Below are 16,376 nucleotides of genomic sequence, written 5' to 3' on the forward strand. Positions count from 1 at the left end.
GCTCCGGTGGAGCCCGTCGTCGTTGTCGTTGTCACCCCGCCGACCTCACGGGTCAACGGGTCGTCAGCCCAGCATTCCCGCGGCCGCACGTGGCTGCGGGGTCAACGCGTCACCCACCCGGTCGACCAGCAGGGCCATCTCGTAGCCGACCTGTCCCACGTCGCAGCTGCGGGCGGCGAGCACCGCGAACGACGAGCCGTCCGAGATGGACATCAGGAACAGGAAGCCATTGTCCATCTCCACCACTGTCTGCAGCACCGCGCCTCCCTCGAAGCAGCGGGCCGCACCCTGGGTGAGGCTGACCAGGCCGGACGCGATCGCGGCCAGCTGGTCGGCCCGGTCCCGCGGGAGGTCCCGTGACGACGCGAGGAGCAGTCCGTCCGCGGAGACGGCGACCGCGTGCGCGACACCGGGTACCCGGTCGGCGAAGTTGGCCAGCAGCCAACCGAGATCCTGCGTAGTTGTCATCGTTCTTGCTCCTTCTGCCCGCTCCCGGCCACCGGGCCTGAGCCAGACTGCGAGGATTGCTGCCCTCCCGGAGTCGCCTCCGGGCTGGTCGGGTTGCTGTCCGACGGGTTCGTACGCCCCCGCTGCACGCCCCGATGGTAGGCCGAAAGCAGGCCTCGGACACCCTCCGGCGTACGTCGCTGCACCGACGTGGTGGGCTTCTCCACCGCGCCGGGCACCAACTGCGCCATCGGGGTGCGCTTGGGCAGGCCCGTCGAGGTGGTCGCCGCGACGGGCACCTCGGTCGCCGCCGAGGCGGCGCGCCACCCGTCGTCGGCCGCGGTCTGCCAACCCCCGGTCTGCTGCGCGGACCGGCGGTGACCGAAGCTGTCGGCGAGGCCGGGGCGGGCACCCCCGTTGACCGTCGGTCCGTTCTCGCGCGGCGCTCCTCCGGCCGCCGGGGTGTCTGCCATCGGTGCGTTACCTGTCGTCCCGGGTGGTGTCGGCTGCACGGCCCGACCGCCGGCGTCGACCCGGGCGAACTGCTGGGTCGGTGCACCGTTGGTCGGCGTCTTCTCGGCGGCCGGCGCCGCCTCCTCCGGCCCCGGGCGGCGGGTACGGAACCAGGCCGACTCGAGCTCCCGGAAGATCGGCAGCTCCATCGTCTCGTCCGCGTACCGCTGCCGGGTCTGGGCCGGCGGCGTGGTCGGCCGCGCCTGCGGGGCGGCCTGCGCCGGCCGCTCCGTCGGCGCGGGGGCCTGGGCCGCCGGGGTCGGCGCGCCGGAGCGCGGCACCCGCGGCAGTTCGGTGGTCATGTCCAGCGCGGCGGCCAGCCGCTCGGGCACCGGCGGGGTCGCCACGTCCCGGTCGGCACCGGCGACCGGCGGCCAGGCCGGCGGCGCCGGCGTGGCCGGACCCTGCGTGCCGGGGGCCGGGCGCTGCGGCAGCGGGCCGGTCGACGGCGGCGAGTACGGCGGGCCGGAGTACGGCGCGGCCGAGACCGGCGGGCCGGAGTACGGGTGACCGGAGACGGGTGACGCCGAGACCGGCATGCCGGAGACCGGCGGGCCGGACACCGGCGGGGCGGAGTAGGGAACCGGCGGGGTGGACACCGGCGGGCCCGCGTAGGGCACGGGCGGCGCGGAGACCGGCGGGACGGAGTACGGCCGGTCCTCGGGGCTGCTGGGCAGCTGCCGCGGAACGGCCTGCTGCTGGCCCGTGGCGTCCTGGTCGTCGGCCGACCGCCGCTGCGGCAGCGGGTCGAACGGCTCGCCGTTCGTCGTGCGCGGCCGGAAGGCCTCGCCGCCGTTGAAGCCGCTGGCGCCGGTCAGGTCCGACCAGGCCGGCATGGACCGCGTCGAGCCGGCCGAGGCCGGCGTGCCGGCCCCGTTGCGTGGCGCCGGGTCGAACGGCCGGCCGCCCAGGGTGACCTGGTTGCCGGACTCGCCGGAGCGCTGCGTGGGCATCGGGCTGGCCGGGCCGTTGCCGAGCGCCGGCGGCGCGCCGAAGGCCGGGGCCGGGCCGTACGACTGCGGGCCGGGCGCCGGCAGCGCGGGTGACGACTGCGGTCGGCCGGAGAGCGCCCGGGGCACGAGCACCGAGGTCGGCATGACCACCTCGGCGACGGTCCCCCGGTCGGTGCCCGAACGCAGCTCGACCTTGACGCCGTGCCGGGACGCCAGCCGGGCGACCACGACCAGGCCCATCATCCGCGAGACGGCCACGTCCACCTGCGGCGGCGTGGCGAGCCGCTCGTTGAGGTCGTGGAGCTGGTCGGTGCTGATCCCGATGCCCCGGTCCTCCACGTAGAGCGACGCGCGGTCGCCGACGCGCCGGGCCTCCACCATGACGTGCGAGTCCGGCGGCGAGAAGGCGGTGGCGTTGTCGAACAGCTCGGCGACCAGGTGGACCAGGTCGTTGACGGCGTGCGCCGCGACCTCGATGTCCCGGTCGATCACCCCGAACTCGATCCGGGTGTAGTGCTCGACCTCGGACTGGGCCGCCCGGAGCACGTCTATCAGTGCGGCCGGCTCCCGCTGCACGCGGGTGGAGTCGGCGCCGGCGAGCACCAGGAGGTTCTCGTCGTTACGGCGCATCCGGGTCGCCAGGTGGTCGAGCTGGAACAGCTCGGCCAGCCGGTCCGGGTCCTCCTCGCCGCGCTCCAGCCGGTCGAGGTGACCGATCAGGCGGTCGACCAGGATCTGCGACCGGCGGGCCAGGTTGACGAACATCGTGGCGACGGACGCGCGCAGCGCGGCCTGCTCGGCGGCGGTGCGGACGGCCTCCAGGTGGACGGCGTTGAACGCCTCGGTCACCTGGCCGAACTCGTCCTTGCTGCGCACCGGCAGCGGCTCGGCGATCTGGTTGGCGAGCTGCACCGGGGAGAGCTGACCGGTCACCTTGGGGTCGCGCAGCCGGGCCACGGCCTGGGGCAGGCCGTACTGGGCGATGGAGAGGGCGCCCTGACGCAGGTCGCGCAGGGAGCGGGCCATCGAGCGGGCGACGAGGTAGGCGAAGAGGATCGCCAGGAGCAGCATGCTGAGCAGCAGGCCGGTCTCCAGGAACACCTGGCGCTGCACGTCCGAGCGCAGCTTCTCGGCGCCCGCGACGACCTCGCGGTCGATCTTCGTCTCGACCGTGCGGATCAGCTTGGCGTTGGCCACCATCGCCGCGTCCCACTGGTCCGCGTCGAACGGGGCGCCGGTCAGGCTGTCGGCGGTCGTGATGCCGTTGAGCCAGCTGTTGTAGGTGTTCGCCTCGCGCAGGTCGGGGCCGGCGACCACCTGGGCGTAGTACTCCTGCTCCGGCTGGCTGGCCACCACCTGGAAGCTCTGCAGCCACTGGCTGGAGCCGGTGCTGGTGGCGATGTACTCGTTGCGCAGGTTCGGGGTGAGGCGCTGCTGGATGAACGCCCGGTGCACCACGTCGCGGCGGCGGGAGAGGAACTCCTTGTTCCGGGCGGTGGCGGTCGACGCGCGCATCTTGTCGCTGAGCTCGTTGTCGCCGGCGAGCTGGGTGGCCGAGTCGCGGATGCTGATCAGGTCGTCGATCAGGCCGTCGTAGGCCTGCATGGCCGGGACGAGCCCGAGCTTGCCGTTGAAGACCTGGCTGCGGGTGCCGGGCAGGTCGGTCAGCGTCTGGTCGATCTCGCCCAGCAGGCTGTCGAGGTTCGCCGGGAGGTCCTCGACCTCGGCCCGCTGCTGCGAGTACGGCCCCTTGGCCTTGTCCACGCTGGCGTTGGCCTGCTCGTACGCCTGCTTGTAGCGGGCGTTGTCCTGGCCGCGCGGCACGCCGAGCAGACGCAGCGCGTTGGTCCGCTCGTTCTGGAGGGTGTCGACCAGGTCACCCGAGTAGCCGACGAGGTTGGCCAGGTCGCCGGCCCGGTTGGCGTTGTTGAGGGTCTCCAGGTGGTCGACCAGACCGCTGGTGCCGACGACCACCGTGGCGATGGTCGGCACGATCATGATGAGACCGAGCTTCGACCAGATCGGCATGTCGCGGAGCCGACCGGTCGGCCGGCGCAGACGCGACAGGAAGGAGCCCGCCGCCTTTGGCCGTTTGCTCACGTCACCGCCCTCGCGAAATTCTGGGACTGCGTTGCCCCTGGACAACGCCCAGCAACCGACCCCGCGGGTCGGACCATCCGAGATTCCATCACGCCACCTGCGAAAGAGAAAGCCCAGGTTGGCCGCAGCCAGCGGTGTGATGAGATGTTGGTGCAATTTGATAGCAATCCGTCTGGCCGGAGTCACTGAAGGTAATGAAGCACCCTCATCGCGTTGTTCTGCTCGCCGGCCCTTCCGGTTCCGGAAAGTCGTACATAGCGCAGCGAACCGGTCTTCCGGTGCTCTGCCTGGACGACTTCTACAAGGACGGTGACGACCCCACGTTGCCGCGACAAAACGGCCTGGTGAACTGGGAGTCGCCCCACTCCTGGGACGCTCCGGCAGCCGTGGAGACGATTGTCCGTCTGGCCAGGGAGGGCAAGGCCGATGTGCCGGTTTATGCGATCGGTGCGGACCGTCGGGTGGCCACCCGGCCATTCGAGGTCGCCGATTCGCCACTTTTCGTGGCCGAAGGGATCTTCGCGGCCGAGATCGTCGAGGAGTGCCGTCGACGGGGGGTCCTCGCCGGGGCGTACGCCCTGCGGCGACCCCGGGGGGCGACCTTCGTCCGCCGGCTCGCCCGCGACCTCGCCGAACAGCGCAAGGCGCCCCGGGTGCTGGTGCGCCGCGGCCTGGCGCTGCTGCGCGCCGAGCCGGCGGTGCTGCGGCGGCAGACCGGCCTGGGCGCCGAGGCGGCCCGGGCGGGCGAGGTGCTGCGCGCGGTGGCCGGCATGCTCGCCGGCCACCCGCACCGCTCCTGACTCCGGCCGCCGGAACGCGGCGGCCCGCCGTGGTCAGCCCAGCAGCTTGCCGTACGCGGGCTTGATCACCTCGTCGATGATCTTCAACCGCTCGTCGAACGGGATGAAGGCGCTCTTCATGGCGTTGATGGTGAACCACTGGAGCTCCTTCCAGCCGTAGCCGAAGGCGTCCACCAGCAGGGCCATCTCCCGGGACATCGACGTGCCGCTCATCAGCCGGTTGTCGGTGTTCACCGTCGCCCGGAACCGCAGGTCCCGCAGCAGCCCGATCGGGTGCTCGGCGATCGAGGGGGCGGCGCCGGTCTGCACGTTGGATGACGGGCACAGCTCCAGCGGGATCCGCTTGTCCCGCACGTACGCGGCCAGCCGGCCGAGCACCGGCTCCGCGCCGGGCGTGATGTCGTCCACGATCCGCACCCCGTGGCCGAGCCGGTCCGCCCCGCACCACTGGATCGCCTGCCAGATCGACGGCAGGCCGAACGCCTCGCCGGCGTGGATGGTGAAGTGGAAGTTCTCCCGCTGGAGGTACTCGAAGGCGTCCAGGTGCCGGGTGGGCGGGAAGCCCGCCTCGGCGCCCGCGATGTCGAAGCCGACCACCCCGGAATCCCGGTGCCGGACGGCCAGCTCGGCGATCTCCTGCGACCGGGCGGCGTGCCGCATCGCGGTGAGCAGGGTGCCGACCCGGATCTGCCGGCCCTCCCCGGCGGCCAGCGCGCTGCCCTCGACGAAGCCGGCCAGCACCGCCTCGACCACCTCGTCCAGGGTGAGGTCCCGCTCCAGGTGCTGCTCGGGGGCGAAGCGCACCTCGGCGTAGACCACGCCGTCGGCGGCCAGGTCCTGGGCGCACTCCCGGGCCACCCGCCGCAGGGACGACGCGGTCTGCATGACGGCGACGGTGTGCGCGAACGTCTCCAGGTAGCGCTCCAGGGAACCGGAGTCGGCCGCCTCGACGAACCACCGGCCGAGCGCCTCGGGGTCGGTGGTGGGCAGCTCGTGCCCCACCTCGGCGGCCAGTTCGACGATCGTCGCCGGCCGCAGGCCGCCGTCGAGGTGATCGTGCAGCAGCGCCTTCGGGACCTTGACGATGTCCTCGTAACGGATTGTCGCGACCATGCACAGACCCTAGTCGGCGCCGCCGGGCCGGCCGACGGGACCGGCACGGATCCGCGCCCGGCGCGCCGCCCCACGCCACGGGCGGCCCGTTCCGGCCGGACGCCCCGCGTCGCCCGGGCGGAACCGCGGGCAGGGGTCAGGGGCGCCAGCCGTACACCCGGTCGACGGCGAGCCGGAGCACCAGGCGGCCGTCGGCGACCATCGCCGCCCGGTAGTCGGCCCAGTCGGGATGCTCGCCGCGGATCCGCCGGTAGACCTCGACCAGCTCCTCGACGGTGGCGTCGTCGGACGCCGCCGCCGGCGCGGTGAGCGTGACCGTCCCCTCCGCGACCGCGTACGCCCCGCCGTCCGCCGTGGTGACGTGCAGGCTGGCCCGGGGGTCGCGGCGCAGGTTGCGCACCTTGGCCCGGTCGCCGGTGGTGGAGCAGCGGATCAGGCCGGGCTCGGCGAGGAAGTCGAGGTTGGACAGCTGGGGCCGCCCGTCGCGGCGCAGGGTCACCAGCACGCCCCGGCCGCGCCCGCCGAACAGCTCCCACAGCCGGGCGTTCACGCCGTCACCCGCAGCGGGGCGAGGGCGGCGGTCAGGGCCACGCTGACGCCGAACAGCACGGGACCGCCCAGCAGGCGGGCCAACCGGCCCGGCAGTTTGGTTGACATGTCACTCACCCTAGGGAACACATTGATGACATGTCAACAAGATGGCTAGGATGGCCGGCATGGAGCAACCACGCTGGCTGGACGAGCGGGAGCAGCGCGCCTGGCGGGGCTACCGGCGGATGCGCCGCCTGCTCGACCTGGAGCTGGCCCGGGAGCTGATGCGTGACGCCGGGCTCTCCGAGCCCGACTACGACGTCCTCTCCGACCTCTCGGAGACACCCGACCAGCGGCTGCGGCTCAGCGAGCTGGCCGACCGGATGCTCTGGTCCCGCAGCCGGCTCTCCCACCACCTGACCCGCATGCAGCAGCGCGGCCTGGTCACCCGCGAGGAGTGCGCCACCGACGGCCGGGGCGCGGTCGTCGTGCTCACCGCCGAGGGCCGGCGCGCGATCGAGGCCGCCGCCCCCGGCCACGTGGCGGCCGTCCGCCGGAACCTCATCGATCTGCTCACCCCCGACGAGGTCGCCGCGCTGGACGCGCTCACGCACCGGGTGGTCGACCACCTCACCGGCCGCGACACCGCGCGCGGCTGACCGGGGTGGTGCAGGCACCACCATCGAACCGGCGTACGCGCACCATCGAAGCGCCCCGCCCGGCTCCCTAGCGTCAACGGCACACACAGAAGTCGACGCGGGGAGTTGCACGTGTTCACGACATTGGCCACAGCGGTGGTCCGCCGTCCGGGGCGGGTGATCGCCGGCTGGCTGCTCGCCATCGCCGCGCTGACCGCCGTCACCTTCGCCGTCTACGGGCCGGACGGACCGCGCCCCGCCGACAGCCAGGCCGGCATCCTGCCGGCCCGGTACGAGTCCGCGCAGGCCGCCACCATCGCGGCGCGGATGTTTCCCGAGCCGCCCGGCAGCAGTGCGGTGCTGGTCGTGCGCCGTTCCGACGGGGCGCCGTTGACCGCCGACGACAGCGCCCGGATCGACCGGCTGCCGCAGGAGCTCCGGGTCGCCGGCGTCACCGAGGTGACCCCCGGCGCGGCGGCCCCGGACGGGCGGCTGCGCCTGGCCGAGGCCCGCCTGGTCGGCGACGCGCACGAGGAGTCCACCGTGCAGGCGGTCGGGCGGCTGCGGGACGCCACCGACGACGCGCTGGCGGGCAGCGGACTGGTCGCCGGCTGGACCGGTCAGGCGGCCGGCGCCGCCGACAGCTTCCTGCTCGACATGATCGTCAACGGGGCCATGATGCTGGTGATCCTGGTCCTGCTGCTCGTCGTGTTCCGCAGCCCGACGATCGCGCTGGTCAACCTGTTCCTGGTGCTGCTGGTCGCGCAGGCCGCCACCGGCCTGCTCGCGCTGGGCGCGAAGGTCTTCGGGTATCCGCTGGACGCCTCGACCACGGGCCTGCTCCCGGTCGTGCTGCTCGGCATCGGCACCGACTACGCGGTCTTCCTGCTCTTCCGCTACCGGGAACGGCTGCGGGCCGGCGAGGACCGCCGGGCCGCGATGATCCACGCGGTCGGCCGTATCGGCGGCCCGGTCACCGTGTCCGCCCTGGTCGTGGCCGTCGCGTTCGGCGCCCTCGTGCTCTCCCGGCTGGCCTCCTTCCAGGTGCTCGGGCCGGCCCTGGCCGTCGCCGTACTGCTCATGGTGGCCGCCGCGCTGACGCTGTTCCCCGCCGTCTACTCGCTGCTCGGCCGCCGGGCGTACTGGCCGACGAAGCTCGTCGCGGCGGACGACGACGGGGTTGCGCCGACGGGGCTGGCGGCCCGCGCCGGCCGGCTTGTCGCCCGCCGGCCCGCCCGGGTCGTGCTGACCACCCTCGCCGTGCTCCTGCTGCTCGGTCTCGGCGCGCTGCACCACCGGCCCAGCTACGAACTCGACGCGCTGCCGCCCGGCTCCGAGTCGGCCCGGGCCCTGGACTGGCTCCGCTCCGGGCTGCCCGCCGGGACCCTCTCCCCGACCGATGTCTACCTCACCGGCCCCGGCGTCGACGACGCCGCCGCCGAACGGTTCGCCGGGCGACTCGCCGAGGTACCGATCGTGGCGGCCCCGGCCGGCGTCGAGGTCACCGACGGCGTGGCCCGGGTGCGGGTGCTGCTCGCCGAGCCGCCGTACTCGCAGCGGGCCATCGACGCCGTGGAGACCGGATTGCGGCCCGCCGCGCACGCGGCGGCGCCGCCCGGCACCCGGGCGTACGTGGGCGGGGAGACCGCCACCTTCGCCGACATCCGTGCCGTCCTCGACGAGGACCTGCGGCTGGTCCTCCCGGTGGCCGCCGGGCTGATCGGGCTGCTCCTGCTGCTGATGCTGCGTGGGCTGCTCGCCTCGCTGGGTCTCCTCGCCGCCGTCGCGCTCGGCTTCGCCGCCACCCTGGGCACCAGCGTGTTGGTGTTCCAGGTCCTCGGCGGGCAGGACGGGCTCAACTTCCAGCTGCCGCTGGTCGTGTTCCTCTTCGTCACGGCGATCGGCACCGACTACAACATCCTGATGGTCGCCCGGCTCCGTGAGGAGTTGCGCGCGGGACGCCCGCCCCGCCAGGCCGCCGAGGAGGCGGTACGCCGCAGCGGACCGGCCGTCGCCGCGGCCGGGGTGATCCTGGCCGGCAGCTTCGGGGTGCTTGTCGCGTCGCCGATGATGGCCCAGATCGGGCTCGCCGTCGCCGTCGGCGTGCTGATCGCCACGTTCGCGCTCTCCTGGCTGCTCGTGCCGGCGTCGACCGCGCTCACCGGCCGGGTGGCCTTCTGGCCGGCCCGTAGCCGCCCGGAGCCGGCCGTGGTCGGGTCGCCGTCGGCGGCACACGTCCCGCTGGCGGCCGCCTCGGCCCCCACGCCGGCGGAGGACGCCGCGACGGCTGGGACAATGGCCCGATGAGCGGGGTGCGGCGGGCTCGGCGCGAGCTGAACCAGTTGGCTGTCGCGGCGGGGCTGGCCTGTGCGGGCATCCTGTTCGCGCTGGCCACGCTCCTCACCGCCGGGCTCAGCCTGCTCGGCGTCGGCCTGCCCCTGCTCGACCGCACCCTCGCCGGCACCCGGACGCTGCTGCGCCGGCAGCGCCACCGGGTGCCCGGGCCGCCGGTCCGCTCCCCCTACCGGCCCGTGTCCGGCCCGCTGGCGGCCCGGCTGCGGACGATGGCCGGCGACCCGGCGACCTACCGGGACGTGGCTTACCTGTTCGCGCACTTCACCTACGCCCCGGCCGCCCTGGTCCTCGCCGTGGGGCTCTGGCTCGGCGTCGCGCAGGGCCTCGCCCTGCCGGTGATCCACGCGGTCGCCCCCGGCGCGGTCGACAACTACCTGGGCCTGCCGATCGACTCGCTGCGCAACGCCGCGCTGGCCGTGGTGCCCGCGCTGCTGGTCGGAGTGGGGGCCTACTGGCTGCCCCGAGGGCTGGTCCACCTCGACGAGACGCTGACCCGTGCGCTGCTCGGACCGACCGCGCGGGCGGCCCTCGCCGAGCGGGTCGTGGAACTGGCCGACACCCGTGCGCAGAGCGTCGACGCGCAGGCGGCCGAGCTGCGCCGGATCGAACGGGACCTGCACGACGGCGCGCAGGCGCGGCTGGTCGCGATGGCGATGAACCTCGGCCTCGCCGAGGAGCTGCTGGCCCGCGACCCCGAGGCGGCGCGTGGGCTGGTCGCGGAGGCCCGTACGAACGCCGGCACCGCCCTGTCCGAGCTGCGCGACGTGGTACGCGGCATCCACCCGCCGGTGCTCGCCGACCGGGGGCTCGCCGGCGGCCTCGCCGCCCTCGCCCTCGGCGCGGCCCTCCCGGTCGACCTGGACGTCGACCTGCCCGGCCGGCTGGCGCCCCCGCTGGAGTCGGCGCTCTACTTCACCGCCGCCGAGCTGATCACCAACGCGGCCCGGCACAGCGGGGCGACGCGGGTGGCGGTGCGACTGCGGCGGGCCGGCACGACGGTCCGGCTGACCGTCTCCGACGACGGCCGGGGCGGCGCCGACCCGCAGCGGGGCACCGGGCTGGCCGGCATCCGGCGGCGGCTCGCCGTCTTCGACGGCCGGGTCCGGATCGACTCGCCCCCGGGTGGGCCTACGGTGGTCGACGTGGAGTTGCCGTGCGAATCGTGATCGCCGAGGACCTGGCGCTGCTTCGCGACGGGCTGATCCGGCTGCTCACCGCGTACGGCGACGAGGTGGTGGCCGCCGTGGAGACCGGCGACGAGCTGCTCGCCGCCCTGCTGGAGCACCGTCCCGACGTGGCGGTGGTGGACGTCCGGCTGCCGCCCACCCACACGGACGAGGGGCTGCGCGCCGCGCTGGCCGCCCGGGAGCGGATCCCCGGACTGCCGGTGCTGGTCCTCTCCCAGTACGTCGAGCAGCTCTACGCCCGGGAACTGCTCTCCGACGGGGCGGGATCGGTCGGCTACCTGCTCAAGGACCGGGTGGCCGACGTGACGCAGTTCGTCGACGCGGTGCACCGGGTCGCCGACGGCGGGATGGCGATGGACCCGGAGGTCGTCTCGCAACTGCTGGCCCGGCCGACCCGGGCCGCGCCGCTGCGTCGGCTCACCCCGCGCGAGCACGAGGTGCTGGCGCTGATGGCCGAGGGGCGCTCCAACGGCGCGATCGCCCAGCGCATGGTGGTCACCGAGAAGGCGGTCAGCAAGCACATCAACTCGATCTTCGCCAAGCTCGACCTGCGCGACTGCGACGACGACCACCGCCGGGTACGCGCGGTGCTGACCTTCCTGGACGCCTGACGTGGATCCCCGCATCGTCGACCGGCTCCGCTGTCCGGTCTGCGCCGAGCCGCTGGCCGAGGTCGCCACCGGTGGCGCCGGCGCGCTGCGCTGCCCGCGCCGGCACAGCTTCGACGTGGCCCGCCAGGGCTACGTGAACCTGCTCGCCGGCCGCGCCCCGCACACCGGGGACACCGCCGAGATGGTGGCCGCCCGCGCCGACTTCCTGGCCGCCGGCCACTACGACCTGATCTCGGCCGCCCTCGCCGCCGCCGCGACGGAGGCCGTGGGCCACCTGGCGGCTCCCCGGCGCGTCCCGGACGGGAACGAGGCCGGGGCGCGCGCCGACGGGGCGTACCCCCTGGTGGTGGATGCCGGGGCGGGGACGGGCCGGCACCTCGCGGCGGTGCTGGCGGCGCTGCCGGAGGCGGCGGGTCTCGCCCTGGACGTGTCGAAGCCGGCGCTGCGCCGGGCCGCCCGGGCGCACCCGCGCGCGGCGGCGGCGCTCGCCGACACCTGGCAGCGGCTGCCCCTGGCCGACGCCGGCACGGCCGTGCTGCTGAACGTCTTCGCGCCGCGCAACGGCGCGGAGTTCCACCGGGTCCTCGACCCGGCCGGCAGCCTGCTGGTGGTCACGCCGGCCGAGGACCACCTCACCGAGCTGGTCGGTGCCCTCGGCCTGCTGCGGGTGGACCCGGCCAAGGCGGACCGGGTCGCCGAGAGCCTGGGCGGGCACTTCACCCCGGCGGCGTCCACCGTGCACCGGCGGGATCTGGCGCTGACCGGCCCGGAGGTCGCGACGCTGGTCGGGATGGGCCCCAGCGCCTGGCACACCGACCCGGCCGGGCTCGCCGCCCGGGTGGCCGCCCTCGCCGAGCCGGTCCGGGTGACCCTCGCGGTGCGGCTGACCGTCTGGCGCCCCGCCCCGCGCTGACGGCCCTCAGGTGGAGAGGTCGACCTCTTCCCAGCCGGGGGGCTCGTCGTGGTACGGCCCGCGCAGCATCACCGCCCACTCCAGGGCCCACCGGCGCTGGCCGATCGCGTTGGCGTCCACCAGCCCCGGGGGCGTACGACCGGCCCGCTCCGTCTCCAGGTACGCCCAGTCCAGGCAGTAGTGCAGGTCCAGCAGGGCGGCCGCGTCGGCGGGGTGCTGCGGGGCGGTGAGGATCCGGGCCCGCCACTGGCCGAAGGTCTCCCCGCCGTGGATGTGCGGCATCCGCTCCACCAGCCGCTCGTCGACCGGCAGCGTCGGGTCGAGCTGCTTGGTCAGGCCGAGCACCCAGGCCAGCGCGAAGAGCGCGTCGTGGTGCAGCACGAACGACCGGTGGTCGCCCTTGCCGCCGGTCACGAACTGGAACTCCGGCGGCGTGACCATGTCGACCAGGTGCGAGGCGAGCAGCCAGCTCATCGCCGCCTGCGGCGGCATCCCGAAGCAGCGGGCCAGGATCAGGTGCAGCACCGCGATGCGGGCCTCGATCTCCACGGTGGGGCGCAGCTCGATCTGGTCGCCCGGCTCCCACACGAGCGGGAACTGGGCGGGCGGCAACGGGAGACGCAGCCGGGACAACTCGTCCAGGCTCGCCTCACGCACCTCCCGTGGGTCGGGGGCAGGTACGGTCACGGCGAAAGATCCTGTCTGCTCGCGACGACTCGGCGCCGGTTGTCCCCCCTTGGCCAGGGAGGATAGCGGTCCGAGCGGGCGGGCACCATGCCCGCCCCGGGGACCGCCGCGCTCAGCCGATCCGCTCGATGACCAGCGGCGTCGCGGCGGGCGCGACCGGCGAGATCCGTACCGCCCGCGCGGCGTCGTCCCGCGCCGCCGGGATCCGGGCGGCGTCCTCCGCGCGCAGTTCGTAGAGCGGGTCGCCCGCCCGCACCGGGTCACCCGGGCGCCGGTGCAGCACGATCCCCGCCGGCACGCTGACCGGGTCCTCCTTGCGGGCCCGGCCGGCGCCGAGCCGCCACGCGGCCACCCCCATGGCGTACGCGTCGATCGCCGCGACGTGGCCGTCGGCGTCGGCGCGGACCACCTCGACCTCGTTCGCGGTGGGCATCGCCGCGTCCGGGTCCCCGCCCTGGGCGCGGATCATCGCCCGCCAGGAGTCCATCGCCCGGCCGTCGCGCAGGGCGGCCTCCGGGTCGGCGTCCGGCAACCCAGCCGCGTCGAGCATCTCGCGGGCCAGCGCCAGGGTCAGCTCGACCACGTCGGCGGGGCCGCCCCCGGCGAGCACCTCGACGGACTCGGTCACCTCGACGGCGTTGCCGATGGCCAGGCCCAGCGGGGTGGACATGTCGGTGAGCAGGGCGACCGTCCGTACGCCGTGCGCGCCGCCCAGCTCGACCATCGTCCGGGCCAGCTCGCGGGCCTGCTCGACGGACTTCATGAACGCGCCCGAGCCGACCTTGACGTCGAGCACCAGCGCGCCGGTGCCCTCCGCGATCTTCTTGCTCATGATCGAGCTGGCGATCAGCGGGATGGCCTCGACGGTCCCGGTCACGTCGCGCAGCGCGTACAGCTTGCGGTCCGCGGGGGCGAGCCCCGCGCCGGCCGCGCAGATCGCCGCGCCGACGTCGCGGAGCTGGGCGGTGAACTCGTCGTTGCTCAGCGTTGCCCGCCAGCCCGGGATCGACTCCAGCTTGTCCAGGGTGCCGCCGGTGTGCCCGAGGCCCCGGCCGCTGAGCTGCGGCACGGCAGCGCCGCACGCCGCCACCAGCGGGGTGAGCGGCAGGGTGATCTTGTCACCGACGCCGCCCGTGGAGTGCTTGTCGACGGTCGGCCGGTCGACGGCGGAGAGGTCGAGCCGCTCCCCGCTGGCGATCATCGCGGCGGTCCACCGGGCGATCTCCGGACCGGTCATGCCGCGCAGCAGGATCGCCATGGCCAGCGCGGACATCTGCTCGTCGGCGACCACCCCCCGGGTGTACGCGTCCACCACCCAGTCGATCTGCGCGTCGGAGAGCACACCCCCGTCCCGCTTCACCCGGATGACATCAACCGCCGCGAAACCACTCATCACAAGAGATCTTCCTAGTCGTATGCAGATAACGGCACGCGGACCGCGACCACCGAGGGCTGGGGCCGACCGTGCCCGGCGGAGGGATCAAGCCTGACCGCCCAAAGCCAGGCACGTCGGCCCCGGCCCCGGAGCTCAACCCCAGCGAACCGGGATCTCCATCGGCGGCTCGCCCTCGCCGGCCCAGAAGATGCCGCCGGACGCGTCCACGACCACCACCCGGGGCGTACGGGCCAGGCCCCAGGCGATCGCCTCCGCCGGCTCGTCCCAGCTCGGGCCCTCCTCCAGCACCCCGGTCTCGGCGCCCTCGTTGTCGCCCGCCGACCGCTCCCAGTAGGCCGTCCACACCTGCTGGCCGGCGGAGAGGTCGGGATGCACGAAGACCGTGCCGCGCCCGCGCCAGGCGGCCAGCCGCTCCGGCACCACGGGCACTGGAGCCTCCCCGGTCACGGCCTCCAGGTCGGTCACGTCGAAGGCGTGCGGCAGCAGCTCGGCCATCCGCAGCGGCCCGCCCCGGGCCTCGATGAGGCACTCCGGCCCGCCCTGCTCCCAGAGCAGCTGGCGGCACCGGCCGCACGGCATCAGCGGCTCGCCGGTGGCGTCGACGCAGGACAGGGCCACGATCCGGCCGCCGCCGGTGGCGTGCAGCGAGGAGACCACCCCGCACTCGGCGCAGAGCACCACGCCGTACGCGGCGTTCTCCACGTTGCAGCCCACCACCACCCGGCCGTCGTCGACCAGCGCGGCCGCCCCGACCGGGAACTTCGAGTACGGCACGTACGCGTGCCGCATCACCTCGGTGGCGGCGGCCCGCAGCCGCTCCCAGTCGATCTCCATGTGGTACTCCCCCGTCAGCCCTTGATGTACGGCTTGCCGTCGGCGGCCGGCGCCCGGACCCGGCCGACCAGCCCGGCCACCGCCAGGATCGTCGCCAGGTAGGGCAGCATGGCCAGGAACTGGTTCGGGATCACGCTGTTGATGGCGCCCAGGTACGTGGCGAGCTGGTCGGCGAAGCCGAAGAAGAGCGCCGCGAGCAGCGCCCCCGTCGGGCTCCACCGGCCGAAGATCAGCGCGGCCAGGGCGATGAAGCCCTTGCCGCCGATCATGTTCTTGGTGAACGAGTAGAGCGCCAGCGTGTAGGAGGCGCCGCCGATGCCGGCGACCACCCCGGCGAGCAGCACGTTGCGGTAGCGCAGCCCGAGCACCCTGACGCCCAGGGTGTCGGCGGCGGTGGGGTGCTCGCCGACCGAGCGGGTGCGCAGGCCCCACCGCGTGCGGAACAGCGCGATGTGGATGACCAGCACCAGCAGCAGGCCGAGGTAGAGGAAGATGTTGCCCCGGAACAGCGCCGGGCCGAGCAGCGGGATGTCCGACAGCAGCGGGATCTCCCAGTTGCTGAACCGGGGGGCGCTGTTGTACTTCTGCGCGTCGGTCTGCATCAGCCGCTCGTAGAGGAAGCCGGTGACGCCGACGGCCAGCAGGTTGAGCACGATGCCCATGACGACCTGGTCGACCAGGTAGCGGATCGAGAAGACGGCCAGCAGCAGCGAGATGAACGCGCCGCCGATCGCCGCCGCGACCAGGCCCACCCAGACGTTGCCGGAGAGGCTGCCGAAGAGCGCGCCGCTGAAGGCGCCCATCAGCAGCTGCCCCTCGATAGCCACGTTGACCACGCCGGAGCGCTCGCAGAGCACGCCGGCCAGCGCGCCGAAGACCAGCGGCAGGGCCAGGATGAACGTGCCCCGCAGGATGTTGACCAACGGCATGAAGTTCTGCCCGGCCGGCGCGTCGGAGACCTGCCAGCAGAGGAACGACAGCACGAAGCCGACCAGGCCGACGCCGAGCACGAGGGTGAACCAGCGCTTCGGCAGCCCGGCGAGCATCGCGACGCCGGCGGCGACCGCGACGAGGCCGAAGAGGATCGCGCCGAGGGTGCCGTGGATCTCGAGCGCGGCGCCGGCGGCGTCCTCGCTCAGGGTGAAGCGGGCCTGCTCGCCGGTGGCGAGCGCCCCGAACACCACCGTCGCCAGCAGGCCGAGGGCGAGCAGCACGGCGCCGACCTTGCGGGTACGGGTCCAGAAGCCCTGGTCGACGGGGGCGACCGCGACGTCTTCGACAGCCATGGTGGACATGAG

The 16,376-nt window shown here is 74.3% G+C and carries 14 protein-coding genes; 6 read left to right on the plus strand and 8 right to left on the minus strand.

The features are described 5' to 3' along the window. Positions 1–63: 63 nt before the first annotated feature. Both AB0883_RS09870 and AB0883_RS09875 read right to left on the minus strand, forming a co-directional pair. The gene (locus tag AB0883_RS09870) at positions 64–468 is read right to left on the minus strand and encodes a roadblock/LC7 domain-containing protein (RefSeq protein WP_067370442.1); all 405 of its coding nucleotides are present in this window, start codon (positions 466–468) and stop codon (positions 64–66) included. After that, positions 465–4,013: a nitrate- and nitrite sensing domain-containing protein gene (locus AB0883_RS09875; RefSeq protein ID WP_366640861.1), complete on the minus strand. Its 3,549-nt coding sequence runs from the start codon at positions 4,011–4,013 to the stop codon at positions 465–467. The genes AB0883_RS09870 and AB0883_RS09875 overlap by 4 nt, the downstream gene beginning before the upstream one ends. Before the next feature lie 278 nt (positions 4,014–4,291). On the opposite strand from AB0883_RS09875, the gene AB0883_RS09880 reads away from it, so the two are divergent. After that, on the plus strand, positions 4,292–4,813 hold the full coding sequence (locus AB0883_RS09880) for an ATP-binding protein (protein WP_366640862.1): 522 nt from the start codon (positions 4,292–4,294) through the stop codon (positions 4,811–4,813). Between the two features lie 33 nt (positions 4,814–4,846). Here AB0883_RS09880 and AB0883_RS09885 read toward each other — a convergent pair whose 3' ends face one another. Next, on the minus strand, positions 4,847–5,926 hold the full coding sequence (locus tag AB0883_RS09885; RefSeq protein WP_366640863.1) for an adenosine deaminase: 1,080 nt from the start codon (positions 5,924–5,926) through the stop codon (positions 4,847–4,849). 136 nt (positions 5,927–6,062) lie between these two features. Continuing rightward, complete coding sequence (locus tag AB0883_RS09890) at positions 6,063–6,476, minus strand: PPOX class F420-dependent oxidoreductase (protein WP_366640864.1); 414 nt, start codon at positions 6,474–6,476, stop codon at positions 6,063–6,065. A 166-nt stretch (positions 6,477–6,642) separates the two neighbouring features. On the opposite strand from AB0883_RS09890, the gene AB0883_RS09895 reads away from it, so the two are divergent. The 5 genes from AB0883_RS09895 to AB0883_RS09915 all read left to right on the plus strand — a co-directional run bounded on the left by AB0883_RS09895 (position 6,643) and on the right by AB0883_RS09915 (position 12,161). Beyond that, positions 6,643–7,116 carry a MarR family transcriptional regulator gene (locus AB0883_RS09895; RefSeq protein WP_366640865.1) on the plus strand — a complete coding sequence of 158 codons (474 nt, stop codon included), beginning with the start codon at positions 6,643–6,645 and terminating at the stop codon, positions 7,114–7,116. Between the two features lie 111 nt (positions 7,117–7,227). Next, the gene (locus tag AB0883_RS09900) at positions 7,228–9,402 is read left to right on the plus strand and encodes an MMPL family transporter (protein ID WP_366640866.1); all 2,175 of its coding nucleotides are present in this window, start codon (positions 7,228–7,230) and stop codon (positions 9,400–9,402) included. Continuing rightward, entirely contained in the window at positions 9,399–10,616 is a 1,218-nt protein-coding gene (locus AB0883_RS09905; protein ID WP_366640867.1) for a sensor domain-containing protein, read from the plus strand. Before AB0883_RS09900 ends, AB0883_RS09905 begins: the two co-directional genes overlap by 4 nt. Next, on the plus strand, positions 10,604–11,248 hold the full coding sequence (locus AB0883_RS09910; RefSeq protein ID WP_366640868.1) for a response regulator transcription factor: 645 nt from the start codon (positions 10,604–10,606) through the stop codon (positions 11,246–11,248). Before AB0883_RS09905 ends, AB0883_RS09910 begins: the two co-directional genes overlap by 13 nt. Position 11,249: 1 nt before the next feature. Beyond that, positions 11,250–12,161 (plus strand): putative RNA methyltransferase, encoded by a 912-nt coding sequence (locus tag AB0883_RS09915; RefSeq protein WP_366640869.1) that lies wholly within the window; start codon positions 11,250–11,252, stop codon positions 12,159–12,161. Between the two features lie 6 nt (positions 12,162–12,167). On the opposite strand, the gene AB0883_RS09920 is transcribed toward AB0883_RS09915, so the two are convergent. The 4 genes from AB0883_RS09920 to AB0883_RS09935 all read right to left on the minus strand — a co-directional run bounded on the left by AB0883_RS09920 (position 12,168) and on the right by AB0883_RS09935 (position 16,373). After that, positions 12,168–12,848 (minus strand): DUF4272 domain-containing protein, encoded by a 681-nt coding sequence (locus AB0883_RS09920; protein WP_121396665.1) that lies wholly within the window; start codon positions 12,846–12,848, stop codon positions 12,168–12,170. 112 nt (positions 12,849–12,960) lie between these two features. Next, positions 12,961–14,241 carry a thymidine phosphorylase gene (locus tag AB0883_RS09925; protein ID WP_366640870.1) on the minus strand — a complete coding sequence of 427 codons (1,281 nt, stop codon included), beginning with the start codon at positions 14,239–14,241 and terminating at the stop codon, positions 12,961–12,963. Positions 14,242–14,376: 135 nt separating this feature from the next. Further along, a complete protein-coding gene (locus tag AB0883_RS09930) occupies positions 14,377–15,078 on the minus strand; it encodes a cytidine deaminase (protein ID WP_366640871.1) in 702 nt (233 codons plus the stop codon). A gap of 14 nt (positions 15,079–15,092) precedes the next feature. Continuing rightward, entirely contained in the window at positions 15,093–16,373 is a 1,281-nt protein-coding gene (locus AB0883_RS09935) for an ABC transporter permease (RefSeq protein WP_366640872.1), read from the minus strand. Between the last annotated feature and the right edge of the window lie 3 nt (positions 16,374–16,376).

It is taken from the genome of Micromonospora sp. NPDC047812, from assembly GCF_040704175.1.
Taxonomy (GTDB): Bacteria; Actinomycetota; Actinomycetes; order Mycobacteriales; family Micromonosporaceae; genus Micromonospora.